The organism is Pseudoalteromonas sp. SiA1, from assembly GCF_018732205.1.
GTDB classification, from domain to species: domain Bacteria; phylum Pseudomonadota; class Gammaproteobacteria; order Enterobacterales; family Alteromonadaceae; genus Pseudoalteromonas; species Pseudoalteromonas tetraodonis.
Map to the genome: position 1 here is coordinate 1401301 of NZ_CP076084.1, position 25418 is coordinate 1426718.

Below are 25418 nucleotides of genomic sequence, written 5' to 3' on the forward strand. Positions count from 1 at the left end.
CTATTATATTCCCATTGAAAGTAAATTGATAGATTACAAAAAAAGCAAAAACAAACCGTTAACAAAAAATTAACCTAAAACAATCAAAAAGGCTGCTTTTTATATTGAGCGATTGTTTGTGTTGTGTATAATACCCGCCCATACAGTTTGTAATGTTTAAAACTCGCTATTCGCAGCGGCATTTATAAATAACTACGTTATAACAAAAGTAACTATAAAAGGAATTGAAGTGAAAGTATTAAAAGCAGTCTTGCCTGTTGCAGGCTTGGGTACCCGTATGTTACCAGCTACCAAAGCAACGCCAAAGGAAATGCTTCCACTAGTCGACAAACCTCTCATTCAATACGTTGTAAACGAAGCCGTAAAAGCCGGTATCAAAGAAATTATACTGGTTACTCATGCTTCTAAAAACGCAATAGAAAATCATTTTGATACTAGCTTTGAACTAGAGGCCACTCTAGAAGCCCGCGTAAAACGCAGCCTACTAGAAGAGGTGCGTTCAATAATACCGCGAGATGTAAGCATTATATCGGTTCGTCAATCGGCGCCGTTAGGCTTAGGCCACGCAATACTTGAAACGCGCCCAATCATTGGCAACAATCCTTTTGCTATTTTACTGCCCGATGTAATTATCGATCAATATAAGTCAAATCTTAAGGTTGATAACCTTGCACAAATGATCGACCGATTTGAACGCACTCAACATAATCAAATTATGGTTGAACCGGTCCCACAGGACGAAGTGCACAACTATGGTGTGGTTGATTTAGCAGGTAAAAATATTGCGCCTGGCGAAAATGCAACCATAACCAACATGGTTGAAAAACCAAATAATGATGAAGCGCCCAGTAATTTAGCGATAACAGGACGTTATGTTGTATCGCCTGCTATTTGGGATTTACTCGAATTTACGCCTCCAGGAGCTGGCGGTGAAATACAATTAACGGATGCATTACTGCAGTTACGTCATCTTGAAACAATTGAAGCGTATCATTTAAAAGGTAAGTCACACGACTGCGGTTCAAAACTAGGCTATATGCTTGCAAATGTAGAATATGCAATGCAGTCAAGCACAATGGGTGAAGAGTTTACTAAACGTGCTAAAGCACTACTAGGGGCTTAAAAAGAATAAGTTAATATCAGATAATTTAAAAATAATTATTGAATAGGAATATTCGTGAAGGGAAACAAAGTTCAAAGTTTGGAGACTTTAAGAGGTCTGGCATGTTTTTTACTCGTGCTTAACCACTTGATTGGGATGCCTGTGATTGCGGGCTTAAGACTTCCTGAAGGAAATGGCTATTTTTTATTTAATACAATGCTTGAAAATGTCAGGATGCCTTTATTCGCCTTTTTAAGTGGTATAATATTTTCTTTTAGAGGTATTGTACCAAGTCAATTTAACATGCTCATGAAGGGAAAGTTTTTTCGTCTTTTAGTGCCCTTAATAACACTAGGGCCTCTATACTTAATCATTCAAGCTAATGCCCCAGGGGCAAACCAAACTGTGGAAGTAACTAGTTATTTCTATTACATCTCTGTTTTGTGGGAATCTAAATTTCATTTTTGGTTTTTACAAGCAATGTTTTTAATTTTTTTGCTCTACGGATTAATGTCGTTTTTAAAGTTCTCGCTCAGAACAGCGTATGTATTATTACTTTTGGCAGGAGGTTTATTGTCTTTGTTAATGCCGCAAAATATTACCTTTTTCTCTTTGTCAGGATTTTTCTTTTTACTTCCTTATTTTGCGTTGGGGACATTATTGGGGTCATTTGAAACCCACGATGAAAAGCTTAATCCTCTTGTTTTAATAGTTTTGGCTTTTCTATTTATTAGTTTATTAATATTCAAATATTTTTGTATTAAAAATGGTAGTCCGTTCATCAGAACGAGTATATTTGGCTTATTAATTGGGTTTGTGGGATGTTCATTCTTTTATTTTACCAAAATAAAATGTAGAACACTTGTATACATAGGAAGCTTTTCGTTCACTATATATTTGTATCATCTATACTTCCTGGTTTTATCCCGTGTGCTACTAAATTATTTTGGGGTTCAAAATACTATTGTAAGCGTATCGTCAGGTTTACTGTTTGGCTTGTTTGGGCCAATGGTATTGGAATATTTTCTTAGTAAAAATAAATTGATGTCTATGCTTTTCTTAGGGATAAAATTTAAGAATAAAAACTTAGCAACTAGCTAATTGGGTTTATTGGAAATTTTAAAGCTGGCACTTCATTACGCAAGCGCAAATACTACGGTGAAATATAATGCTAAAAATCAGTAAGCAAATGACAGAGAAAGTTTTACTCTTTATATGCTTGATGGGGATTTTGTTCAATATTTTATTCGGTACTATTGCCGCGTTAAGTTTTTTAATTGGCGGTGTACTTTTTTGTCTATGCTATGAAAATAAATTATTAGACCTGCTTATTAATAACAAGCTGCTTTTAGCAATACCATTACTAGCTATCATATCTAGCATTTGGTCAGATATCCCACTGACAACATTACGAGGTGGTATTCAATTATTATTGACTACATTGTTTGCAATGGTTATTGCTGCAGTGGTGCGGTTTGAGTCATTCATTAAAATATCAGGAATCTGTTTTTTTATAACTATGTTCTTATGTTTTGTATCTGACAGGTATGTCATCAACGGCTTAACAGGTGAGCATAATTTAATAGGTATTTTCAATAGTAAGAACTTTTTATCAATGAATGCTGCTTTTAGTTTTTTTGTAGGTTGTACTATTTATCGAAATGATAATTTCACGAAAAAAGTTAAATTATTTGGATTAGCATTAATCATTTTATCGTTCTCAGTTTTACTAAAAACTAAAAGCTTAGGTTCAATTGTTACTGCAGTGTTGGTATTAATGTTATCACTATTGTATATTTTTTATCAAAAAATCAAGTTGCTAAAGTTAATAAGAAGTCAGCTTAATTGGTTCATAATTCTGAGCTTTTTAATGCTGGTTTTTGGCTTGATTGTTATAGGGAATACCAGCACATTTGATAATGTAATGTACGATTTGGGTAAAGATCCAACATTAACAGGGCGTACATTTATTTGGTCACGTGGGTTAGAGAGTGTCACTGAAAATCCAATTTTTGGATTGGGATTTCAAAGTGCATTTTACGTAGGTAATCCTCTAGCAGAGGAAATTTGGGAGTTTGCTCATGTCCCTTCAGGTGCGGGGTTCAACTTTCATAATATGTATATTGATATAACGGTAGAAATGGGGCTACTAGGTGGTTTTATTTTTATTTTGTTACTTGGTAAATTTATTCGGTTATTAGCGAACAACAAAAAATTAGAATTTGGTAGTAAAGAAGGGTTTGCACTGATGGTGTTTTTATATATGTTTTTGCAAACCTTTTTGGAAGCTGGTTGGTTTTCACAATTCACAATTTCACATTTTTTAATATGTGCTGCTTGGATTTATTTAAAACAAACAACTGAATTAAAGTCTATAAAATTAAGGTGGAATGTATGAGTGGCGTTATAGTATTTGGTGGTTCTGGCTTTATCGGCTCTCACCTTATTAATAAATTAGTTGAGAGCAATATATCGCCAATAATTTCAGTCGATATAAAACCACCAAAAGTAAATGTTGAAGGTGTTACTTATATAATTGCAGATGTGAGAGATTTAAGTGCATTTTCACTGAATGGTAAAAGTATCAGTACCATTTATAATTTTGCAGCTATACATACAACCCCAGGCCATGAACACCATGAATATTATGAAACTAATATTTTGGGTGCAAATGAGGTAACTAAGTTTGCTGAAAATAATGGCATAAATGAAATTATTTTTACTAGTTCTATATCAGTTTATGGAGCAGGCGAGAGCAGAAAAACTGAGGCATCAACACCAACTCCAGTTTCGTCTTATGGTTACTCTAAGATGATGGCAGAGCAAATCCATAAAGCATGGCATGAGCGTAATAAAAGCTCAAAATTGATCATTGTTAGGCCTGCAGTTGTATTTGGGCCGGGTGAGGGGGGGAACTTTACCCGCCTTGCTAGTTTGCTTGATAAAGGTTTTTTTATATATCCTGGCAGAAAAGACACTATAAAATCATGTATTTACGTTGATGATTTACTTTATGCAATAGAACACGCCCGAAATAAAAACACTCACTTTGTTTTATTTAATGGTGCGTATACTACTCGTTATACTTTAGAAAACATTGTAAATGCTTTTCAAGATCAGCACTTTCCAAATGTTAAAACCATGCTATTTCCTAAAAGTGTAATGTTGGCTGGTGCTTCATTATTAAAAGCAGTGAACTTTCTAGATATCGGTATTCACCCTGAACGTATTTTAAAACTAATAAACTCGACTGATGTATACCCCCAGTGGCTCGAAGATGAAGGCTTGTTATTTGACAATGGCCTTGAAAATGCACTTGCTAAATGGGCGCATGAAACTAATGGGAGCTTTAAGTGAGTGAATTAAATTTATTAGTGGTAATACCTTGCTTAAACGAAGAAGCACACATAGCGAAATTGTTGCAGCAACTCACTAACGAATCACCTAAACTCATTGTTGTTGCTGATGGTGGAAGCAGCGATAACACATTAGCTATTGTTAATAGCTATTGTAAAAATTATCCAAATATAAAATTAATCAATAATCCGAAAAAAATTCAAAGTGCTGGAATTAATTTAGCTGTAGAAAAATTTGGCAACGATTTTACTTATTTTGCAAGAGTAGATGCACATGGGGAATATCCGTCAAACTTTTTAAAAACACTCAATGAAGAAGTGTTAGCAGTCAAGGCAGATTCTGTCGTGATAAGCATGGATACAGTCGGAATAAATGGTTTTCAAAAGGCTGCTGCCTGTGCACAAAACTCTAAGTTAGGTAATGGTGGGTCTGCTCATCGCAATAATAGTAATGAGGGTAAATGGGTTATTCACGGGCACCATGCGCTAATGAACATTCAAGCATTTAAGAAAGTAGGTGGCTATGATGAGGCATTTATTGCAAACGAAGATGCAGAGCTTGATTTTAGGCTAACTGCTGCAGGGTATAGAATTTGGTTAACTGGGAAAACGAATATGAAATATTTCCCACGGGATTCTTTTAATCGCCTCTTTGTTCAATATTATCGTTATGGTGTAGGGCGTGCGAGTAATGCTTTAAAGCACAAGCAAATCCCCAAAATACGACAGTTAATACCCTTATCAGTATTTCCATGCTTGTTAATTTTTTTACTTGCGCCAATTAGCTGGGTATTTACTATTCCCTTTATTGGCTGGCTAAGCGTGTGTTTAGCTTATGGAACGTTGCTCGCTTTAAAGAGCCGCTCATTAACTAATCTTCTATCAGGATTTATTGCAGCTACTATGCATTTTGGTTGGTCAATTGGGTTTTGCAAAAAATTGATTACCAACTCACTTTCTTTAGTTACGGGTAAGTCATGATGGTTGAAATTACAATTGCTATATGTACATATAAGCGAGCTGAAATACAGCAAACGTTAGCTTCAATAGCAAATCAGGTATTACCTGAGGATGTGTATATAAAAGTGATTGTTGCTGACAACGATATTGAACCAACCATGCGTCAGTTCATCGAAGAAACGGCTAAAAGTTTAGGTATTACGCTTACATATATTCACGCACCATCTCGAAATATATCCATTGCTAGAAATGCGTGTTTGATCAATTGTGAAACTCAATGGCTAGTTTTTATTGATGACGATGAAACAGCCTCAAATACGTGGCTATCTGAATTATATAAAACAGCATTAAATGAAAATGCCGATGTTGTTTTAGGCCCAGTAATATCTGTTTATCCAAATGATGCGCCAAATTGGATAGTTAAATGTGACTTTCATTCTACTAAACCCGTATTTGTTAATGGTGTAATTGAAACAGGGTATACAGGAAACACCTTGCTGAAGTTAAGCTCTCAATATTTTGAAAACGAAATGTTTAATTTGTCGCTTGGAAAAAGTGGTGGCGAAGATACAGATTATCTATCAAGAGCTTTCAAAAAAGGAGCAAAATTTGCTTTTGCTGAGAACGCCATAGTTCATGAGCCAGTTCCAAGAGAACGAGCAACTTTGAGTTGGTTGATAAAACGTAAGTTTAGAATGGGTCAGACCTATGCTTCAACCAGGTATACAGCAATTAGTGGTAAATTATTTACAGCTAAATTTATGCTCCAAGCACTTTCAAAATTTGTATTTTGTTTAGTTATGACGATTTTATGGTGTTTATATCCAAGTAAGAGATATAGCTGGTTTTTAAGAGGGTGTTTTCACTTTGGTGTGATGACTAAGTTGACTGGCATGAACAATATTGAGCTGTATTAAATTATGTCTGTAAAATTATGTTTTTTTGCCTTTTTCATAATATTTCTAGCCTTTAGCCAAAGTGTATTTGCAAATAAAGGTCGTTTAATTTGGAGTGATGAATTTAACGCTGATGGACTACCTAACAGTAATAAATGGCATTACGAACAAGGGTATGTTCGTAATGGCGAAGCTCAACGATATGAAAAAGCAAATAGCTCAAATAGCCGAATAGAAAATGGATTTTTAATAATAGAGTCGCATTATCAACCTGCTAAAAAGCCAGATAATCTATGGCAGTATTTGTTTGATGAACAGCCAAAAGATAGCTATACATCAGCAAGCTTAACCACAGAGCACTTACCTGGCTTTGGATACGGTCGAATTGAAGTTAGAGCTAAGCTACCTATGGGGCGTGGTGTATGGCCTGCAATATGGTTAGTAGGTAGTAATATAAAACAAGTGGGTTGGCCGATGTGTGGTGAGATTGACATTATGGAATATGTTGGTTTTGAACCAGATAAGATTCACTCAGCTATTCATACAAGTAACCGAAACCATAGAAAGAATAATGCCGCTAATGGTTCTTTAAGAGTTAATAATCTTGCAAATGAGTTTCAGGTATATAGTGTTGAGCGCACAGCCGAACGTATTGATTTCTATGTAAATGATATACTGCATTACAGTTATCTTAAAGAGGATGATTCGGCTAAATCTTGGCCATTTGATCAGCCAATGTACCTTATTATTAATTTAGCAATTGGTGGTGGATGGGGAGGAATAAAAGGAATAGATAACGCTATATTCCCACAGCAGTTTGTGATTGACTACGTGAGAATCTATGAGTAATAGCGTTCACTCAAGCTATATTTTGTATTATGGAAGATAACTAGAAAAGTAATTGTCGGAACTTCAACATTAATTGAAGCATTTAACTTTAAATAAGTAATTTAACTGTGAAAAATGGATATGGTAAGGCCATTGCTTATTACTTTTATTTAGAAAAACCAATGAAAAAGATGGAACTATGATATTTATTTTGAATAGAATTACTCACTAATGGGAAGCTCATCTAAAGGGATTCTATGGTTGTTTTTTAGTAAGTTTTTCCCGCCTTTAATCAATTTTAGTGTTTTTGCCTATACGGCACGCATACTGGCACCTGAAGACTTTGGTTTAGTAGCGTTAGCATTAGCTATTATTTTTATTGTCAGTAGCTTTATGCCAGCCGGTTGGCGTGATGCAATCATTAAATATCAAATTGAAGATACACTTACAATAAGCAGTATTTTTTGGCTAAACTTGGCTGCTTCGCTATTTTTGTCTGCAATTCTTGTCGCTTTTTCTTTGCTTTCTTTTTTTGAGTTTCAAAGTCAAACCTTCAATCTAGCAATTACTATATTATGTTTGAAGTTAATTTTTGATGGGCTGTTTTATACATTAAATATAGTTTTATTAAAGCAGCAGTTATATTCCTTAATTGCGCTGCGTACAATATTTTCAGCGTTTGTCTCTGCTGTTATTATAATTACTTTGTTGTTATTAGATTTTGGCGTATGGGCTTTAGTTTGGGCACAAGCTATTTTATCAATTGCTAACTTTTTTGCAGTTTATTTACCAACTAGAAAACTGGTTAATTTCCAGTTTTCACTGGCAAGCATAGTAAAACTTAACAGTTTTGCTATATATTCCACGCTCACTAATGGAGTTACTTCAGCGCTAAATCATTATGAATCAGTGATAATTGGCGGCGTTCTTGGGAAGCGAGAACTAGGTTTTTATAACGTGGCACAGAGACTTTCTAATATTTTAAACGACATATTCATTGGAACTATGAACGAGATCAGCTTCCCGCTTTTAGCAAGAAAGCAAGAAGAGTTGATAGAGTTCCGAAAGGCCTTTATGAACTCTGTTTATCTTTCGGTGCTGTGTTTATTTCCATTATTTACTTTTTGTTTTATTAACAGTGAAAAAATATTTTTAATGCTATTTACAGAAAAATGGCTAAATGCAGCAGTGGTGTTTCAAGCCTTTTGTATTATTTTTATTTTCATTATTTTAGGTATACCACAAAAAAATATTATTGTACTGAGTAACCATGCCAAATGGTGGTTTAAGTTACAAGTTAAGCTTTCATTAGTGATTGTTCCGCTAACGGCTGCAAGTGCTTACTGGGGGTTAAATGTTTTACTTATCACGCTAATATTTGGTAAGTGTTTGTATTGCTCATTATCTATGTGGAAATCATGCCAACTGCTATCACTTGATATAAAGGAGTATGTTGGCAGTTTTATACTTCCCTTAATTTGTGGTATTGCATCAGCAATTATAACCTGGACGCTAATGTTGTTTATTCCACCATCTAATTTAGTATTAATAGATATAATCGTATCAGCCTCCATTTTTTTTATAACCTATTTAGTCCAGTTGTTCTTATTTGATAAAGAAAGAATAGTTAACATTGGGTTAATATTACTACCAAAAAATCACCATTTAATCAGGCTTGCTAAAAAACTTAATATTCAGGACATTCAATAATATGAAACTTACTTTTTATAAAGGCGACATTCCCAACTTTGGTGATGACTTAAATAACATTATGTGGGACGCTTTGATCGCTCCTGGCTTTTTTGATGACAATGAAGACGAGCTCTTTTTAGGTGTTGGATCTATTTTATGGGATTATTTACCACCAAACTCTAAAAAGATTGTTATGGGTTCAGGGTATGGAGGGTACTCTGGTAAACCTAACTTACAAGATGGCAGTTGGGATGTTGCCTTTGTGCGCGGGCCCAGAACAGCTAAGGCATTAAATTTAGATCCTAAATTAGCCATTACTGATGCTGCTATTTTAACTCGATTTATGAACCTAACAGCACAAACTAAAAAATATAATGTGAGCTTTATGCCTCATTGGGAAAGTATTAATCGAGGTAATTGGAAACTAGTGTGTGAGCATGCTGGAATAAATTATATAGATCCTACAGATCCAAATGTGTTGGCCTCATTACAAGCTATACAGCAAACTGAATTATTAATAACAGAAGCTATGCATGGCGCTATTTTAGCTGACACGCTGAGAGTACCTTGGTTGGCATTAGAGCCCATTTTTCCATTACATAGGAACAAGTGGTTTGACTGGTCAGAATCAATGTTAATTGATCTCCAGTTTAACGCTATGCCAAGCTCTTCCATTAAAGACTTATGGTCACATAAAACGGGTAAGCAAGGATTAGGTAAACGCAGTGAGCAGTTAGGTAGCCTATTAAGTTTTACTAATCCTTATTTTATCGACAGAGCAGCTGAAAAATTATTAATGCTTGCTAAAAATCACGGACAAATGAGCAAAGATAACGTTTTTATTGAAAAGTCAGAAATGGCATTAGAAAAACTATCGAAATATTGTAAAGTTAATTTTCTTGATTAAGGCTTTTTAGTTTTAGTGTTTACCAGGTATTTGTTTAAATTTTCAGTAGGCTAAATTTTATAGTTAAACTTTATGAAAAAAATTATCGTAGCAACCCTTACCACAGGGACAAGAAATACAACGTTTAATGAGTGTCTCGAAAGCTTACAAGCTTTGACTAATATAAATGGTTATCAGATAGATATATTGGTTGTAGAAAATAATAAGCAAGCAGATGAGCAGGTTCAAACAATACTTACTAGTTATAATACCTGTGAAAAAAGCGTGAAGTATTTGCTGGAGCCAGCACAAGGGATCCCCCACGCACGAAATGCAGCACTTAACTTTGCGAAACAGGAAGGCTATTCGTATTTAGCATTTATAGACGATGATGCTTTTGCTTCTCCGGATTGGATTAGCACCTTGGTAAAAATGAACGAAAGCGCTAATATTGCCTCAGGTCCACAGTTAGCAATATTTCCCGATGGGACTAGTTCATTTTATTTTAACGCTACAGTATACCATGAACGTAAATTAGCAGATGGCGCTGAAATAAAATGGGCGGCAACTAATAATGTTTTGATAGATGTTAATTTTATGAAAGCCAATAAGCTTAGTTTTAATCCTGCGCTTATTAATGGTGGCGAGGATAAAGAGCTGTTCTTAAGGGTTAACAAGTTAGGCGGCAAGCTTGTTTGGAGTGAAACGGCTGTTGTTAGCGAATATATCGCGCAAAGTCGCTTATCGGTTATATGGGCGATGCGCCGAACGTTTAGAATTGGCGCTACTGGTTTTATGATTGAGTCCGCAATAAGAACGCCTTTTGAAAACTATATAACCTGCATTGTTAAAGGCTCACTTTATTTGGCTAAAGGTCTGTTGTTTGTTCCTTATCATGCGTTAGCACCTAAAAGTTCGTTGTTGAATTCTTTATGTGACCTATCTCATGGGTTTGGTTTTTTTTATGGCTTATTTAGTAAAGGCCGAGTTAGTAAGTATACGTAATTTATTTAGGATTAATAATGTCAAACTCTATTGATGTTTCAATTGTAATTGCCGCATGGAATGCACAAGATTTTATTTTAACCGCGATCAATTCTGCTTTGGCACAAAAAGGGGTTTCGGTTGAAGTGTTAGTGGTTGATGATGCATCAACCGATTCTACCTGTACTGTGGTTGAATCAGTTAAAGATTCACGCGTTAAGTTACTTCGTTCTGAAAAAAATGGCGGCCCAGGTGCTGCTCGTAATATTGGCTTTGCTGCAGCGCAAGGAAAATGGATAGCTGTATTAGATTCAGATGATGCAATGCATGAAAGTAGGTTAAAAAATATGCTGAGAGCCTCTCCTGTAACCGCTGATGTTTTAATTGATAATTTTTGTGAATTAAATAGTGATGGTGTAATTTCTAAGCCTTTTTATTCATCATCTAACTTACCCCTAGGTGATTTAAGTTTATCGTTTCTTATAAAAACTAACCTCGTATTTTCAAAGGTTAAGTCAACGGGTTATGTTAAGCCTTTGTTTAAAAATGAGTTTGTTAAAGAAAAGAGTGTTCAATACTGGCCAGAAGTTAGAATTGGGGAAGACTACTATTTTTTAGCGAGTTGCTTGGCAAGTGGTGCAAATGCACACGTACTTGATCAGGCTGGTTATATTTATACTATTCGTGATGGCTCTATATCAAGCAAAATGGAAGTGGCACACATTAGTAAACTGCTATGTTTTGATAAGAAGTTTACGCAGGAATATCAGTTAACAGAATCAGCGCTAAGCGCACAGCAAGCTCGTTATAAAAACTTAAACCGAGCTTATTATTATTTATTGTTGGTAGAACAAATTAAAACACGCCAATTTTTTCCTGCTTTACTTAACATTCTTAAAAACCCTTCAAGTGCTTTGTTGTTAAGCTTACCCATTAAGAAAAGGTTATTCTTTTGGTAAAAAGCTTATGTGCAAAGTTTTGTTATTAATAAACTCAACTATTTATATTATTTAGACTAAGTTGTGCAATGCGTAGAATTTGTATTGCCCATTTTTTATTTGATAAATAAAATAGTAATTTTTATGTGTTCTCCAGTATAAAGTTATGGCTAACAACAAGTATTTGTAAATGGCTTCTATGTCAATCTCTTCAGTTAAATTTTAATATAAAATACCTTAATCAGTAATTAGTATAGCGGTTAAATAAAAAACTAAGCATGATTAATTAACCACTCAGATTTTTCTTAAGAAATACCTTTTTTAACTACATTTCAAGATATCAAATTTAAATCAATAAAAATTATGGTGTAAGTTTTTTGGCTTAGTCTGTCTTTAGTATTTAATAATAAGCGCTGAAATTATGATAACAAATAATTAACATTTAACAGTACTTTTGGATTCTTATTTGTTGTTTTGAATTATTTTTTTGACTTTAATTTACTCTAAGTTATTGATTTTAGTTTTTTGTTCCTTTTTAAGGGGTGGTTAATTGGTACTTTTGTAGTGTTTTTTGTTCCTTTTGATTTTATTTGTGTATATAATGTTCACCAGAATTCGATGGATTAAATTTTGTTAAACAAATGACTTTAATTTGGTGCCATCTTGCACTTTTTATTTTCGAGGGAAAAAATGACTAACTCACTATTAAAATTTAAAAAATTGAGTGCAGTGATCGCACTTACTTTAGCTAGTTCTACAACACTGGCTGCAGATTTAGGCGTTGCTAATAATTTTTCAGCATTTGTTTTTAATGATTTTAAATCGAACTTTGGTCGTGCTGACGGTGCTATCGCCGCAGGTGAAATTGATCTTAAAGGTTACAGCGTGGGTTACACTCGCCCATACAACCCAGAAGAATATTACTTAATTAGTGAATCAACCATCGATTTTAAATATGGTCGCCAATATGTTGGTAGCATGGTAGCCGGTGGCGGTACTGATGTTCACTGGAGTGTTCGTTGGGGTATGGAGTGGGGCTCTAAAATACTTTCTAACCAAGATGAATCGGCATTACCATTTAACTTTGATGAGCAAGAGCAATATTACAAAGATTTAAGTACACAATTAAGTGAACTGGATGAAACAGGTACAGTGTACCGTAAATGGGGTGGCCTTTATTTACAAGGTGATGGAAGCTCTGATAGACAAGTATTTAATTTAGATGCACGTGATTTTGCTAAAGCGCATACTTTTAAAGTATGGGGTATTCCTGCGGATGCCACAGTAATTTTTAATATTACAGGTGATGATAACGTAGTTGTAAAAGGTAAAAGCTTTGCACGTTTACGCCACCATGCGAGTAAAACCGTGTTCAACTTTACTAATGCTCAAAAGCTAGATATTAAAGGCAATCGTTGGCAAGGTGTAATATTAGCGCCCTATGCTGATGTTAGGGGTGTTTACGGTACCGCTAAAATGCCAATTATCGGCCAAAGTTTTTATGGTTCTATGGCATTGTTAGGTGGTGAATTTAATGGTGATTTGCCTGCTTTAGCTGAACCTATTGCACCGTTTACAATGGAACAAAAGTGGCACTGGAATTCTAGTGACTTCATGCCTGAATATAACCAAGTAATGGCAACTCCTGTTGTTGCACAATTGAATGATGATAATAACGACGGCGTTATTAATAACGACGATGTAGCAGATATTGTTGTTGTAACTTTCAATAAAAGCTATTCAGAAGGCATTGTGAGAGCCTTGAACGGCATTGATGGGTCTGAATTATGGGATTATTCTCAAGGCGCGATCAAAGCAGATGCAACATATTCTCCAGCAGCAGCAGACTTTGATGGTGACGGTATCGTTGAAGTTGTCGTTGCAAGTCGTTGGGGTGGTGATAATGGTAATGGAGCAATATCAGTAATAGACAATAAAGGTGCAATTAAAAAGCAAATAACAAAAGTTAATACAGATAACTTTAAGTTAGTTGGTAATATTGATGTGGCAGACATTAATAACGATGGCTCTTTAGAATTTACACTCGGTAATGCTGTTTACAATTATGATACAGGTGCATTGTTTGAATTCGGTACAGACTGGTCTCCATCTTCTGTTATTTTTGATGCAGATAACGATGGTGTTCAGGAGGTGTTAGCTCGAGGTAAGCTTTACGATGCTAATGGTGTAGAACTTTGGTCATATGTTGGCGATAAAGAAGTATGGTTCTCATCTGTAGCAAATATTGATAATGATAGCCAGCCAGAAGTTATTTTATCTATTCCTGCCTGGAGCACAGTTCCAGAAAAAAGCAGTTTCGTAGCGCTAGAGGCGAATGGTAATGTTAAATGGGAAGTGAATAACTTATCTAATCCTGGAGGCGGTGTTCAGGCTATATCTAATTTCTTAGGCGCTAAGAACATAGGTATAGTTTATTCAGGCTTTAATGCAATTGATATGTACAATAACGATGGTCAATTAGTTTGGTCTGTACCAAGTTCTGATAGTAGTGGACAAGTAGGTGTCAGCGCTTACGATTTTAATGGCGATGGTATTGATGAAGTTATTGTTCAAAACCACTCAACAGTAAGGGTACTTAATGGTGTTGATGGCGAGGTGTTGTCGACTGTTGCTAACTCAAGTGCAACACTTTGGGAGTACCCAATGGTGGTTGACCTAGAGGGTGACGATAATGCTGAGCTAATTACTGTATCTAACAATTACGACAGTCGCTACAGTATTAACAATGGTGTAACTGTTTATGGTGCTGCTGATACCAGTAAACCGTGGAAAAATGCAACTCGCATTTGGAACCAGCATTCGTACCACCAAACAAATATTAACCAAGATGGTACTGTACCAACGGTAGAGTTGCCAAGCTGGTTAAATAATAATACTTACCGCTCTAGTACGCTTAAATAAAAGTACTTTTAGCAAATAAAAGGCCAATTAAGTTTTAATTGGCTTTTTATTATTAAATTGTTGTTTAAAATAATTGGCAATTAATAATCACGTTTATATTGAGGTTTTTTTGTCGAACTTACAGCAAGATCCAGCTATTAGAAGTTTACTGGAGAGAATGCCTAAAAACATTCAAACTACCTTTACTGATGAACAGTTAGCATATTTAAAAATAGCCATTGGTGCTAGGCAGTGGGGCAACCATGCAGTTGACTGCAGAGGCGTAGTTAAGTTTTTTAAATATCGTTATTACTATGTTTTTTTAGCAGGGCGAAACAGGCGTGAATTAAGCGCAAAAGAGCAAAAAGTAGCAAGACTTAGTCAAGCATTAATTTTAAGCATCGCAGCTACTTTTATTATTTTACTTACATTGCTGGTTTTATATTTAATTAAGTCGGCATTGGGAATTGATATTTTTGAAGGGTATTCGTTTGGGGTTTGGAGTTGGTTTAAGGGGTTATTTAATTAAACTTTAATAAAATGTGAGTATCATCTTCATACTTAATAAACAGAGCAAGAGTTAGCTAAAAGATTTAAACATGAATTTTAGTACTTTTGTCGGAATCAGTAATTGAACAAAATTGGCTAATACTATATTATCCTCGTGGATTTTGTGGGGCTCTACTCACGCTGAATTAGCTATAAGGAATTAAGCAAAATGACATCTCCAAGGACATTTAAACCTTCAGGTTCCTCTGATGCCAATTTTTACCGATTATTCGACATATTTGCGTTGTTTTTAGCCTTTCAGTGCGCAGCCCTAATTTATAATTTTAAACTCACTCCTATTTATGCCGCTTCTGCATTAACTGTTGCACTTATCTACTTGTACAGTGCTGAGCTGTTTTCTACCTATCGCTCTTGGCGTGCTGGCAAATTTAGAACAATGGTAATGTGTGCATGGGGTAGTGTTTTAATTGCCTTTACGTTTTTACTGGTTGTTTCCTTTTTATTTAAGTTTACTGAGTCACTTTCTCGCGTGGGAATAGCGATTTGGTTTACGTTAAGTGTTGCGTATTTATATATTTGGCGCTTAGGGGTTTATTGGTATAAACGTAGCCGTCGTAAATTAGGACTATCGCAACGCAATGTGGCCATTATTGGTGCTACAGAGTCTGCTGCTTATTTACATGCTGAAATTGTAAAACACGATGAGCTTGGGTTTAACTTTAAAGGTTTTTACGATGACAGAAGCCCTGAACGTTTGTTTGAACAACTTGAACAGCAAGGTGTTGAGGGCGGTATACAAAGTGCGGTAGACGCAGCACGCAATGGCGAAATAGATATACTTTACATTGCGCTCCCCATGAAAGCGCAAAAACGCATAGCTGATATTTTATTACAGCTAGGTGATACCACAGTAGATGTGCACATAGTGCCTGACTTTTTACTCTCGAATTTAATACATGCTCGTATTGAGCATGTGGGTGATGTTGATACATTAAGCGTGTTTGAAGCACCGTGTATTGGTGCTCATGAATTTATAAAACGCACAGAAGATATAGTCGTTTCAGCTATTATTGTTACCTTAATCACCCCATTATTATTGATTATTGCTGCCGCAATCAAGCTGACATCTAAAGGGCCTATTATATTTAAGCAAGATCGCTATGGCTTAGATGGCCGCAAAATAAAAGTGTGGAAGTTCCGCTCGATGACCGTGACCGAAAACAGCGATGTGGTGACTCAAGCAACTAAAAACGATGCCCGCATTACTCCGTTAGGTGGCTTTTTGCGCCGTACTAGCCTTGACGAACTGCCGCAGTTTATAAATGTTTTAAAAGGCGATATGTCGATTGTTGGCCCAAGGCCTCATGCGGTTGCCCACAACGAAGAATACCGAAAAAAAGTAGAGTTTTATATGTTTAGGCATAAAACCAAACCGGGTATTACCGGTTGGGCACAAATTAACGGCTGGCGCGGCGAAACAGATACTTTAGATAAAATGGCCAAGCGAGTTGAATACGACCTACATTACATTAAACATTGGTCTTTATGGTTTGATGTTAAAATAATTTTTATGACAATTTTTAAGGGATTTAAAAGTGAAAATGCGTACTAATACAATTACCACTTTACTCGTTGCGTTAGGCTTATCAGCACCAGCTTTGGCAGTAGAATTAAAGCCAGGCAGTGTAATGACTAAAGACGGCGCCGAGATTACACCTACGCTTCAGCTAGGCGTGAGCAGCAACGACAACTTTTTTATGACGCCGTCTGCCACTCAGTCACGTTTAATATGGAATATAGCGCCGAGTTTAAACGCTTTAATTGAAGATGGCCCTGATAGCTATAAATTTGATATTGCATCAAGCACGTCGTTTCATAATAAAGATACTACCGACAACTTTACTCAAGTAAACTTGGGCGCAGGTGTACACAAAGAGTTCACTAGCCAACACCGCTTAGATGTTACTGGCGATGCCGACTGGTTGTACGAACCTCGTGGTGCTGGTTTAACTGAAGGTCAACCCAATGTTATAAATGAGCTAATACACTATCAGCAACAAAATCTGACAGCTCGTTACGAATATGGCGCAAAAAGCTCTAAAGCTCAGGTTGCTTTAACAGCGGGTTATTATAACAAAAATTATCAAAACTTTACGGCTATATCGCAGTACCGTGATTACGATAAACCGATGTTGGGTATTATTGGTTATTACAATACCCAAGCAGGTACGCGTGCCTTTTTAGAAATAAAGCAAGAAAACTACCAATACGATGTAATTGATTCAAACGGTATTTCACGTGACTCAGACGACGTAAAAGTATTATTAGGTATGGAGTGGGAAGCCACAGCCGTTACTACTGGCTCGTTTAAAGTGGGTTATCAAAATAAAGATTTTGAGTCAAACCTGCGCGATAACTTTAGTGGTTTAAGTTGGGAGGCTGCTGCAGTTTGGAAGCCGTTAACCTACTCAACTTTACAACTAGTTACCAGCCGTGCCGCTAAAGACCCGTTATTAGAAGGCGATTACATTCGCGAAAGTGTTTACGGTGCAACGTGGCAGCACGATTGGAGCGATTTTTTAAGCTCGGTAGTAAGCGCGAATTATGTTGATCAACAGTACTCTGGTAGTTTTAACCGTAAAGACAAAGTTAAAAATGCCCGCCTAGGCTTAAATTATTTAGCTACCAACTTTGGTATGGTAACCGGCTATGTTGATTTTATTGACCGTAATTCAACCCAAACAAATATTGAATTTGACCGCGTAATTGTTGGCCTTAACTTTACATTTGCATTAAAGGGAAATGAATGAAGGTTAAAATTTTAATAGGCTTAATATTATTACTGAGCTTTTGTAGTTTTGCGAACGATTCGCAAAACTACATTTTAGGTGCAGGTGACAAAATAGAAATTAAAGTATTTGGCCAGCCAGATTTAGATGTAACCTCATTGCTTGGTAATAGCGGTGAGATAAACTACCCCTTTTTAGGAAAGGTTAAACTAGTTGGTTTAAGCGTTTCGCAAGTTGAGCAAACAATAAGCGAAGGCTTACAGCCTGACTATTTAGTTAACCCTAATGTGTATGCGCAGGTAGTAGAGTATCGACCTTTTTATATTCATGGTGAAGTTAAAGAACCAGGCGCTTACCCTTATCAACCTGCTATGACAGTAAATCAAGCAATAGCATTGGCCGGTGGGTTAACCGAGCGTGCCTCAGTTGATAAAATATTTATTTTTAAAGAGCAAACCAAACAGCAGCAACAAAAAGGTAGTTTAAACAGCCAAATTGCAGCGGGTGACACCATAAAAATAGAACAGCGCTTGTTTTAAGCAGTTTAAGGCAGTAATTAAAAAATGAATTCACACTCTGAAAAACCTAGCAACAACGAGGAAGTTATTGATTTAAGTGCTTACCTTAATGTTATTAAGCAAAGCAAATGGAAGATTTTAGGTTTTGCTATTGTAGTTACATTGCTCACTATAATGGTTGCTTTAACGTTAGTGCCTAAGTATGTAGCCACAGCCACTTTATTAATCGAGTCGGAGCAAACCAAAGCGGTCAGCTTTGAGGAAGTTTATGGCTTAGACTCTACTAAAAAAGAGTATTATTTAACCCAGTTTGAAGTGATTAAGTCAAATAGCATTGCCCGTGAGGTAATTACTAAACTTAATTTAAAAGATCATTCCGACTTTATTGCTAAGCCTTCACTCACTGGTGAACTAAAAGGCATGATTAAGCAGCTTTTACCCTTTTTAAATAAAAAAGAAAGCTCTGTTCTTACAGAGGAGGAGCAAGCAGAGCGTGAAATGTTGAGTTTACTTGCCGCATTTACGTCCCGTTTAACAGTCTCCCCAATACGTAATACCCAATTAGTGCAAGTAAGTTTTGAGTCGAGCGACCCTAAGCTTGCAGCCTTGGTAGCTAATACTGTGGGCGAGGTTTACATAGAAAGCCAAATGCGCGCCAAAATGGGTATTACCCAGCAGGCATCTAGCTGGTTAAACACGCGTTTATCTGAATTACGTATACAACTAGATAGCTCTGAAGTGCGTTTACAAGCTTACCGAGAAGAACAAAAGCTGGTTGATATAGAAGGCATAGCCGGGCTGGTTACCCAAGAGCTTGAGCAAACCTCAAAACAGCTAGTAGATGCGCGAGCGACTAAAAATAACCTAGAAAGCATTAACCGTGTGATTAACGAATATGGTAACGATAACATAGAGTTACTTGGAAGCATGCCTGAAATTACTTCGCACCGTGTAGTACAAGATGTTAAACGCGAAGTAGTATTGGTTGAGCGTAAGGTGAGTGAGCTTAGTGAAGTTTACGGCCCTAAACACCCTAAAATGATCTCAGCTAAAGCTGAGCTTGCAACCGTAAAAACTAACCTTAATAAGCAAATTAAAGGGTTAATTACCGGTATAGAAAAAGAGCTCAATAGAACTACACGAACAGTGAATGCACTTGAGCGCGATTTAGCTAAAATTCGTGCTGAATATCAAGACATTACCCGTAAAGAAACCCAATATAATCAACTAAAGCGTGAAGTTGAAACAAATCGTAATATTTTTAATACCTTTTTATCGCGCTCTAAAGAAACCGAAGTAACCAGTGACTTTAGCTCTGCAGCTGCGCGCTTTACCGATCGTGCTTACGCACCAAACGAACCGAGCAAGCCTAACAAAAAGTTAATTGTTATTTTAGCCTTTGTAGCTAGTTTTGGTTTTGCAGTGGTAATGACCTTTGTTTTTGATGCCTTAAATGACACAGTTAAAAACAAAAACGATGTCGAAAATAAACTCGCACAGCGTATGTTAGGCTTGTTGCCACATGTTGCTGTGCCTAAAAAAAGCTTTTTTCCGATTCATGCTTATTTGGATGATACCTATCGCCGCTTTGCTGAGTCGGTACGTACCTTCCGTACTAGTTTATTGTTAACTCATCTTGACCGAGCGCATCAGGTTATAGCGGTTACCTCTACCTCCCCAGGGGAAGGTAAAACCACCACCTCTGCAAACTTAGCGATGTCGTTGGCACAAATGGGCAAGGTATTACTGATTGATGCCGATTTACGTAAACCAACATTAGCTAAACGTTTTGATATACCTGTATTTCACCCAGGTTTAAGTAATTTAATGATAGGTACAGATCAATTAGCTGATTGTGTGCACCTTGATACTCAATCGGGTGTAGCAATTATGCCAAGCGGGCAAATACCGTCGAATCCACTTGAGCTTTTATCAAACCCACGTTTTGCTGAGTTACTTGGCGAGTTAAAAGCGCAGTACGACCATATTATTGTTGATACACCGCCTACCCAAGCGGTAAGTGATGCATTAGTAATTGCGCAAAGTGTTGATTCGGTTGTTTATGTTGTTAAGTCAGACATAACCCGTATTAAACCAATTACAGCAGGCCTTGAGCGTTTATTTGAAGTAAAAGCCCACGTTGCTGGCGTGGTACTTAACAAGGTCGATATGAGTAAATCTAAAGATGAGCATAGTCATGGCTACTATGATTATTACGATTACTCACAGCAACCTGAAAAGCCACAAGTGTAATTAAGTAATTTATGATTGATATTCATACGCATATTTTGCCGGGTATTGATGATGGCGCTAAAGATTTAACTGAATCTTTAGCGCTTTTAAAATTGGCTGAAAACGACGGCATTACTCATATGGTGGCAACGCCACATATACATGTGGGTCGCTTTAACAATGCGACTGCTCAAATCAAAAACGATTTAGAGAGTTTAAAGCTAGAGGCACATAAAGAGGGTATTAATGTAAAATTAGCCGCTGCAGCTGAGGTGCGTTTAGACATAGAACTTATGGCAATGGTGATGGCTAATAAGCTGCCTTTTATTGGTAAAATAGCAGACAAAAACGTGTTGCTATTAGAGTTACCGCATTCACACATGCCGCAAGGTTACGATAAGTTTATTCAGTGGCTCGCTAAACAAAATATACGCGTTATTATTCCGCATCCTGAGCGTAATCGCGATATTCAGTCTAACCTTTATTATATTCAACACCTAAAGCAGTTAGGCTGCGACTTTCAATTAACAGCATCGAGCATTGAAGGTGAGTGGGGCGAAAGCGCCCACACTATAGCGTTACAAATGCTAAAAGATGGTTTAGTGAACTATGTTGCCTCTGATGCCCATTCAGTAAAACGTCGACCGCCTATTTTAAGCCAAGCAAGAAATACAGTAGCGCAATTAATAGGTGAAGAGCAGGCTACAGCGCTTTTTGTAACTAACCCGCTGCAATTAACCGAGAGCTTATTTAATGACTAAATTAAACATGGTCAAGGTAGTGCCTGCTGTTATTTTAGCTCTAATAGTGCTTGTAATTGCATATAGCAGCATGCAAAGTATGCGCGCTAATGCATGGTACTTTCATGCGCTTAATATTGTGCAAGAGTCGGATGGTGCTTTATCTGGTTCATCGCTTCAAGCAGCAGAAAATGCGATTACGTTAGCTACGAATATGGATCCCGAGCATCCTCATTATTGGCATTTTTTAGCCCATATAAAATTACTAAGCCTCAGTGGTATAGATACCACATCAAGTGAGCAATCAGATAAAGTAAAGCAAACATATCAACAAGCTGAGCAGGCTTTATTAAAGTCGGTTGAGCTTAGACAAACTTGGGCACAAACTTGGATGAGCTTAGCGCAAGTTGTAAGTTATCAAGAGGGACCAACAGAGCGGGTATACAATTATATTCAGCAAGCCAAAAAAGTTGGCCCGTATAAGTTAGATATTCATTTAGGTATTATTCAAATAGCTTTAATGCATTGGAGTGAACTACCACCTACCTACAAAGCCCTTTATGTGAATGAGCTTAAATTAGCTTCTAAATATGGTTATAAATTTTATGATGTGTTTAGTATGGCTGAGCAAATGAACCGTTTGCCAATAGTGTGTTTATCGCTGCAATTTGGTTCTCATTATGAGGCTATTAGAGGCAGTTGGATGTTTAATAAATACTGTGGTTAAAACACGAGCCACGAGTGGCGAGCTTCGAGCTACGAGATATGGGCTGCGAGGTACGTGCTAAGGTCTCAGATCTTAGGGTTGCTTGTAGACGCATAGCTTGCTTGCGTAAGAAGCGCAGCTTCTATTTTTATCTTCTAAATGCTAAGTGTCTATAACTTCTTTTTTTTAAATAATTCACCAAGACCAAATTGCACTGAGAGAAGCGAATGAGAAGTAAATGAGAAAACACTAACGACTAGGCCTAGTTATTAATTAAAGTATTCTGTACTTGTCACTTCCTCTAAAAGCGCAGCGTTTCTTAATCCTCCTTGCTCATGATTTGCTTAGATTTAATTGCACTGAGAGAAGCGAATGAGAAGTAAATGAGAAACCAAAGCCATTAACCTAAGTACTAATTATTTTGTCACTACCTCTAAAAGCGCAGCGTCTCTTAGCCCTCTTTGTGCATAATTTTCTTAAAGATCTTATTGCACTGAGAGAAGGGAATGAGTAGTAAATGAGAAACCAAAGCCACTAACCTAAGTACTAATTATTTTGTCACTACCTCTAAAAGCGCAGCGTCTCTTAGTCCTCTTTGTGCATCTTCACTTAAGAGAATATTAACTATCAAGTTGATTGAAAAATCATAAATTAAAGCGCTTGATACTATCAACCAACTTTAGTGTATTAAAGTTAATTAGTAAGCCCGTATTTATATTTGATAGCTTCATATATGTAATCAACTGCGCTGAGTGAATAGGTTGTAGTTTATCAACGGCCTTCAGTTCAATTATTAATTCATTTGGTAATAAAATATCCAATTTATAACCTGTTGCAATATATTGTTCCTTGTAAATTATTGGTAGTTCAACTTGATTTTTAATAAATAACCCAGCCTGAGATAACTCATACATTAAACAAGATTCATAGCTTGACTCCAATAAGCCAGGGCCTAAAGTTTTGTGTACCTCTATTGCGCAGCCAATTACTGTTTGTGTTAACTCGTCAATGTGCATGATTATCCTTATTCAATGGTAACTTTAAGAGTTAGATTTTTTATTTCTACTTGTATTGATTTAAACTGATTATAGTTTAGTAAAGTAATTTATCCTTTACTCAACAATGCAAAGCTTACCTCACATAGAAAATTGTATGAGAAAACATTAAATACTAGGCCTAGTTATTAATTAAAATATTCTGTATTTGTCACGTCCTCTAAATCGCAGAGCCTTTTCATCCTTTATATGAATAATTTACTAAGACCTAATTGAACTGAGAGAAGCGAATGAGGAGCAAATGAGAAGATCAAACAGATCTTAGGTAGAGCTCATAACTTATAGACGCTGAGCTTGCCCGCGTGAGAAGTACAGCTTCTGATTTTTAAGTGTCATCCTCTAAAAGCGTAGCGTCTCATAACCTCTTTGTGCATAATTTCTCTTAAAGATCTAATTGTAATGCTAGGGCAAGTTTCTGGATTAAGCTCGTCACCTGACTCTCGCAGCCCGTTAACTTTCGCCTAGACAAAAAAAGACCCAGAGCTATAAGAACTCTGGGTTATAGAGGGGCTCGTATTTGAGCCCTGCGCTAACTAAAGACACTTTCAGATTCTTAGGGAGAAGAAGAAAGTTATTTAAGTATAGTCAAAAGTGCTAAAAATACACATTTTTGTTCATTTTTTATACTGCAGTAATTACAGTGAGTTACATTTGTTATACACACCTTTATTAGAATTTACGCCCAGTTTATTAACTGCGTATTTTGTACTAAATCTCGTGGTAAAGAGTTTTTAACTTTATTTTTTTGCCATTTCCCTAAGCCAATAGGGCAACCACATAAAGTTAGGATCACCTCGCCGCTGGATTTGGTTACCTCTTCTAGGCGTATATCTTTACCATTAAAGTAATCGTTAGCCTGTTCATTGGTTAATACCAGTACATTACTTTTACACTGCTTACCAAATACGGTGGCAAATTCGTGCGTTAGGCGTACGCCATTTTTATGAATAACGCCTACTTGTATGCCTAATCGCGCATATTTTATTTTATTTTGTATTGCTTCAAATTCATCAGGAAACAGCCAAAGCTCTTTGTCGCGTTGTTTTAACGTACCTGGCAGGCTTGTTAAACCAAATTGCTTTTTGAGAGAGCTCATAAACTCATCTTGCTGTTTACTGTCAAATTGGTTAAACGGGAATGCCCCTTTTTTCACTTTAATGTTTTGGTTTTCGCAGCTGCTGTGCTTTTTAAATTTGGCAATAAAAAAGCCTTCGCTGTCAAAGGTTTGCGGCCAAACATGTAAGTAACCCTCGTCTGTAGTGGCTTTTTCAGCGCCAGGGAAAAGGTCATTTAAAGGCTCTGGCGTAATGTATTCGCCAAATTCTTCTAGCAATGCATCACACACTTGCTGGTTTTCGAGAGGGGTTAATGTACAGGTTGAATACACCAATGTGCCGCCAGGTTTAAGTGCGTAAAATGCACTTTTAATCAGATCTTTTTGTACTTGGGCAATGGTAATATTTGACTCGATAGACCAATTTTTTAGCGCGTCACTATCTTTACGTACCGTGCCTTCGCCAGAGCAGGGCGCATCAAGTAAAATGCTGTCGAAGCATTCAAACATGTAATTGCCAAATACCACACCATCAAAATGCGATAGCGCACAGTTACCTACACCCATACGCTTTAGCGTGGCACTGAGTACTTTTAAACGTGATGACGACAGCTCATTGGCCACAAGCACGCCTTGATTGTTCATTAACGCGGCAAGTTGTGAGGTTTTAGAGCCCGGTGCCGAGGCCATATCGAGCACTGTGTTACTGGTTTTAAGGCTTTGCTTTAGTGCCATTGGCGGCAACATTGAGCTTGCCTCTTGCACGTAAATAGCCCCGCTTAAGTGTAAATCGGTATTGCCCAGCGCTAGGTTTTGCTCTTCATCGTTTGGGCGCTCTAACCAAAAACCTTCGTCGCACCAAGGAATAGCGGTAAGTTGCCAATTTTTTTTAGCCGCTTGTTGCTTAAACTCTTCAACACTCATTTTTAATGTATTAACGCGAACAGATTTACGCAGTGGACGACGACACGCACTTAAAAAGTCATCTAAGTTTAGGTGCTCGGGTAAATAGGTTTTTACGTCGTTAATAAATGGCTCAGGGATGTAAGTGTTTGCGTCCACGATTTGGCTCATACAGTCAAAATAAAGCAGGATAATAGCATTTTTAACGATTTTTTTCAGTGTTAAAAACGAAATAGTAACCCTTAAAAGGTGTCGACATCTTGTTGAGTAAAACAGCTTAAATACATTTTTTATTATACTTTCGGCTAATAATGTCGACAATGTGGTGGTTTTTCACTCAGTTTAAGTGGTTCTAGGGTTGACAGGTA

General features: G+C 36.6%; 21 protein-coding genes. 19 read left to right on the forward strand and 2 right to left on the reverse strand.

All coding sequences use genetic code 11. The features are described from left to right. Nucleotides 1–229: 229 nt before the first annotated feature. From galU to KK487_RS06620, 19 genes are all read left to right on the forward strand, one after another. The gene (gene galU, locus KK487_RS06530; protein WP_215522061.1) at nt 230–1123 is read left to right on the forward strand and encodes a UTP--glucose-1-phosphate uridylyltransferase GalU; all 894 of its coding nucleotides are present in this window, start codon (nt 230–232) and stop codon (nt 1121–1123) included. Between the two features lie 54 nt (nt 1124–1177). Next, nucleotides 1178–2203 (forward strand): acyltransferase family protein, encoded by a 1026-nt coding sequence (locus KK487_RS06535; protein ID WP_215522062.1) that lies wholly within the window; start codon nt 1178–1180, stop codon nt 2201–2203. A gap of 67 nt (nt 2204–2270) precedes the next feature. Beyond that, a complete protein-coding gene (locus tag KK487_RS06540; protein ID WP_215522063.1) occupies nt 2271–3500 on the forward strand; it encodes an O-antigen ligase family protein in 1230 nt (409 codons plus the stop codon). Continuing rightward, the gene (locus tag KK487_RS06545; protein ID WP_215522064.1) at nt 3497–4459 is read left to right on the forward strand and encodes an NAD-dependent epimerase/dehydratase family protein; all 963 of its coding nucleotides are present in this window, start codon (nt 3497–3499) and stop codon (nt 4457–4459) included. The genes KK487_RS06540 and KK487_RS06545 overlap by 4 nt, the downstream gene beginning before the upstream one ends. Beyond that, on the forward strand, nt 4456–5439 hold the full coding sequence (locus KK487_RS06550; protein WP_215522065.1) for a glycosyltransferase family 2 protein: 984 nt from the start codon (nt 4456–4458) through the stop codon (nt 5437–5439). Before KK487_RS06545 ends, KK487_RS06550 begins: the two co-directional genes overlap by 4 nt. Beyond that, nucleotides 5436–6335: a glycosyltransferase family 2 protein gene (locus KK487_RS06555; protein WP_215522066.1), complete on the forward strand. Its 900-nt coding sequence runs from the start codon at nt 5436–5438 to the stop codon at nt 6333–6335. The genes KK487_RS06550 and KK487_RS06555 overlap by 4 nt, the downstream gene beginning before the upstream one ends. Nucleotides 6336–6338: 3 nt before the next feature. After that, nucleotides 6339–7163 (forward strand): glycoside hydrolase family 16 protein, encoded by an 825-nt coding sequence (locus KK487_RS06560; protein WP_215522067.1) that lies wholly within the window; start codon nt 6339–6341, stop codon nt 7161–7163. Between the two features lie 210 nt (nt 7164–7373). Next, entirely contained in the window at nt 7374–8852 is a 1479-nt protein-coding gene (locus KK487_RS06565) for an oligosaccharide flippase family protein (protein WP_215522068.1), read from the forward strand. Between the two features lies 1 nt (nt 8853). Beyond that, entirely contained in the window at nt 8854–9741 is an 888-nt protein-coding gene (locus tag KK487_RS06570) for a polysaccharide pyruvyl transferase family protein (protein ID WP_215522069.1), read from the forward strand. A gap of 72 nt (nt 9742–9813) precedes the next feature. Further along, the gene (locus tag KK487_RS06575) at nt 9814–10725 is read left to right on the forward strand and encodes a glycosyltransferase family 2 protein (RefSeq protein ID WP_215522070.1); all 912 of its coding nucleotides are present in this window, start codon (nt 9814–9816) and stop codon (nt 10723–10725) included. Between the two features lie 17 nt (nt 10726–10742). Next, nucleotides 10743–11663, forward strand: coding sequence for a glycosyltransferase family 2 protein (locus KK487_RS06580; RefSeq protein ID WP_215522071.1), 921 nt, complete (start codon nt 10743–10745; stop codon nt 11661–11663). 669 nt (nt 11664–12332) lie between these two features. Then, complete coding sequence (locus KK487_RS06585; RefSeq protein ID WP_215522072.1) at nt 12333–14564, forward strand: choice-of-anchor A family protein; 2232 nt, start codon at nt 12333–12335, stop codon at nt 14562–14564. A 109-nt stretch (nt 14565–14673) separates the two neighbouring features. Beyond that, a complete protein-coding gene (locus KK487_RS06590) occupies nt 14674–15072 on the forward strand; it encodes a 3-phosphoshikimate 1-carboxyvinyltransferase (RefSeq protein WP_215522073.1) in 399 nt (132 codons plus the stop codon). 189 nt (nt 15073–15261) lie between these two features. Next, nucleotides 15262–16665: an undecaprenyl-phosphate glucose phosphotransferase gene (locus tag KK487_RS06595; RefSeq protein ID WP_215522074.1), complete on the forward strand. Its 1404-nt coding sequence runs from the start codon at nt 15262–15264 to the stop codon at nt 16663–16665. Beyond that, entirely contained in the window at nt 16649–17863 is a 1215-nt protein-coding gene (locus tag KK487_RS06600) for an outer membrane beta-barrel protein (protein ID WP_215522075.1), read from the forward strand. The genes KK487_RS06595 and KK487_RS06600 overlap by 17 nt, the downstream gene beginning before the upstream one ends. Further along, nucleotides 17860–18381 (forward strand): polysaccharide biosynthesis/export family protein, encoded by a 522-nt coding sequence (locus tag KK487_RS06605; RefSeq protein WP_215522076.1) that lies wholly within the window; start codon nt 17860–17862, stop codon nt 18379–18381. The genes KK487_RS06600 and KK487_RS06605 overlap by 4 nt, the downstream gene beginning before the upstream one ends. A 24-nt stretch (nt 18382–18405) precedes the next feature. After that, complete coding sequence (locus KK487_RS06610) at nt 18406–20613, forward strand: GumC family protein (protein WP_215522077.1); 2208 nt, start codon at nt 18406–18408, stop codon at nt 20611–20613. Nucleotides 20614–20624: 11 nt separating this feature from the next. Beyond that, nucleotides 20625–21353: a tyrosine-protein phosphatase gene (locus tag KK487_RS06615; RefSeq protein ID WP_215522078.1), complete on the forward strand. Its 729-nt coding sequence runs from the start codon at nt 20625–20627 to the stop codon at nt 21351–21353. Further along, nucleotides 21346–22059 carry a VpsP family polysaccharide biosynthesis protein gene (locus KK487_RS06620; RefSeq protein WP_090492866.1) on the forward strand — a complete coding sequence of 238 codons (714 nt, stop codon included), beginning with the start codon at nt 21346–21348 and terminating at the stop codon, nt 22057–22059. Before KK487_RS06615 ends, KK487_RS06620 begins: the two co-directional genes overlap by 8 nt. Nucleotides 22060–22682: 623 nt before the next feature. On the opposite strand, the gene KK487_RS06625 is transcribed toward KK487_RS06620, so the two are convergent. Then, the gene (locus KK487_RS06625; protein ID WP_016900092.1) at nt 22683–23054 is read right to left on the reverse strand and encodes a GxxExxY protein; all 372 of its coding nucleotides are present in this window, start codon (nt 23052–23054) and stop codon (nt 22683–22685) included. A gap of 715 nt (nt 23055–23769) precedes the next feature. Continuing rightward, nucleotides 23770–25209 carry a 16S rRNA (cytosine(1407)-C(5))-methyltransferase RsmF gene (gene rsmF, locus KK487_RS06630; RefSeq protein WP_090492864.1) on the reverse strand — a complete coding sequence of 480 codons (1440 nt, stop codon included), beginning with the start codon at nt 25207–25209 and terminating at the stop codon, nt 23770–23772. Between the last annotated feature and the right edge of the window lie 209 nt (nt 25210–25418).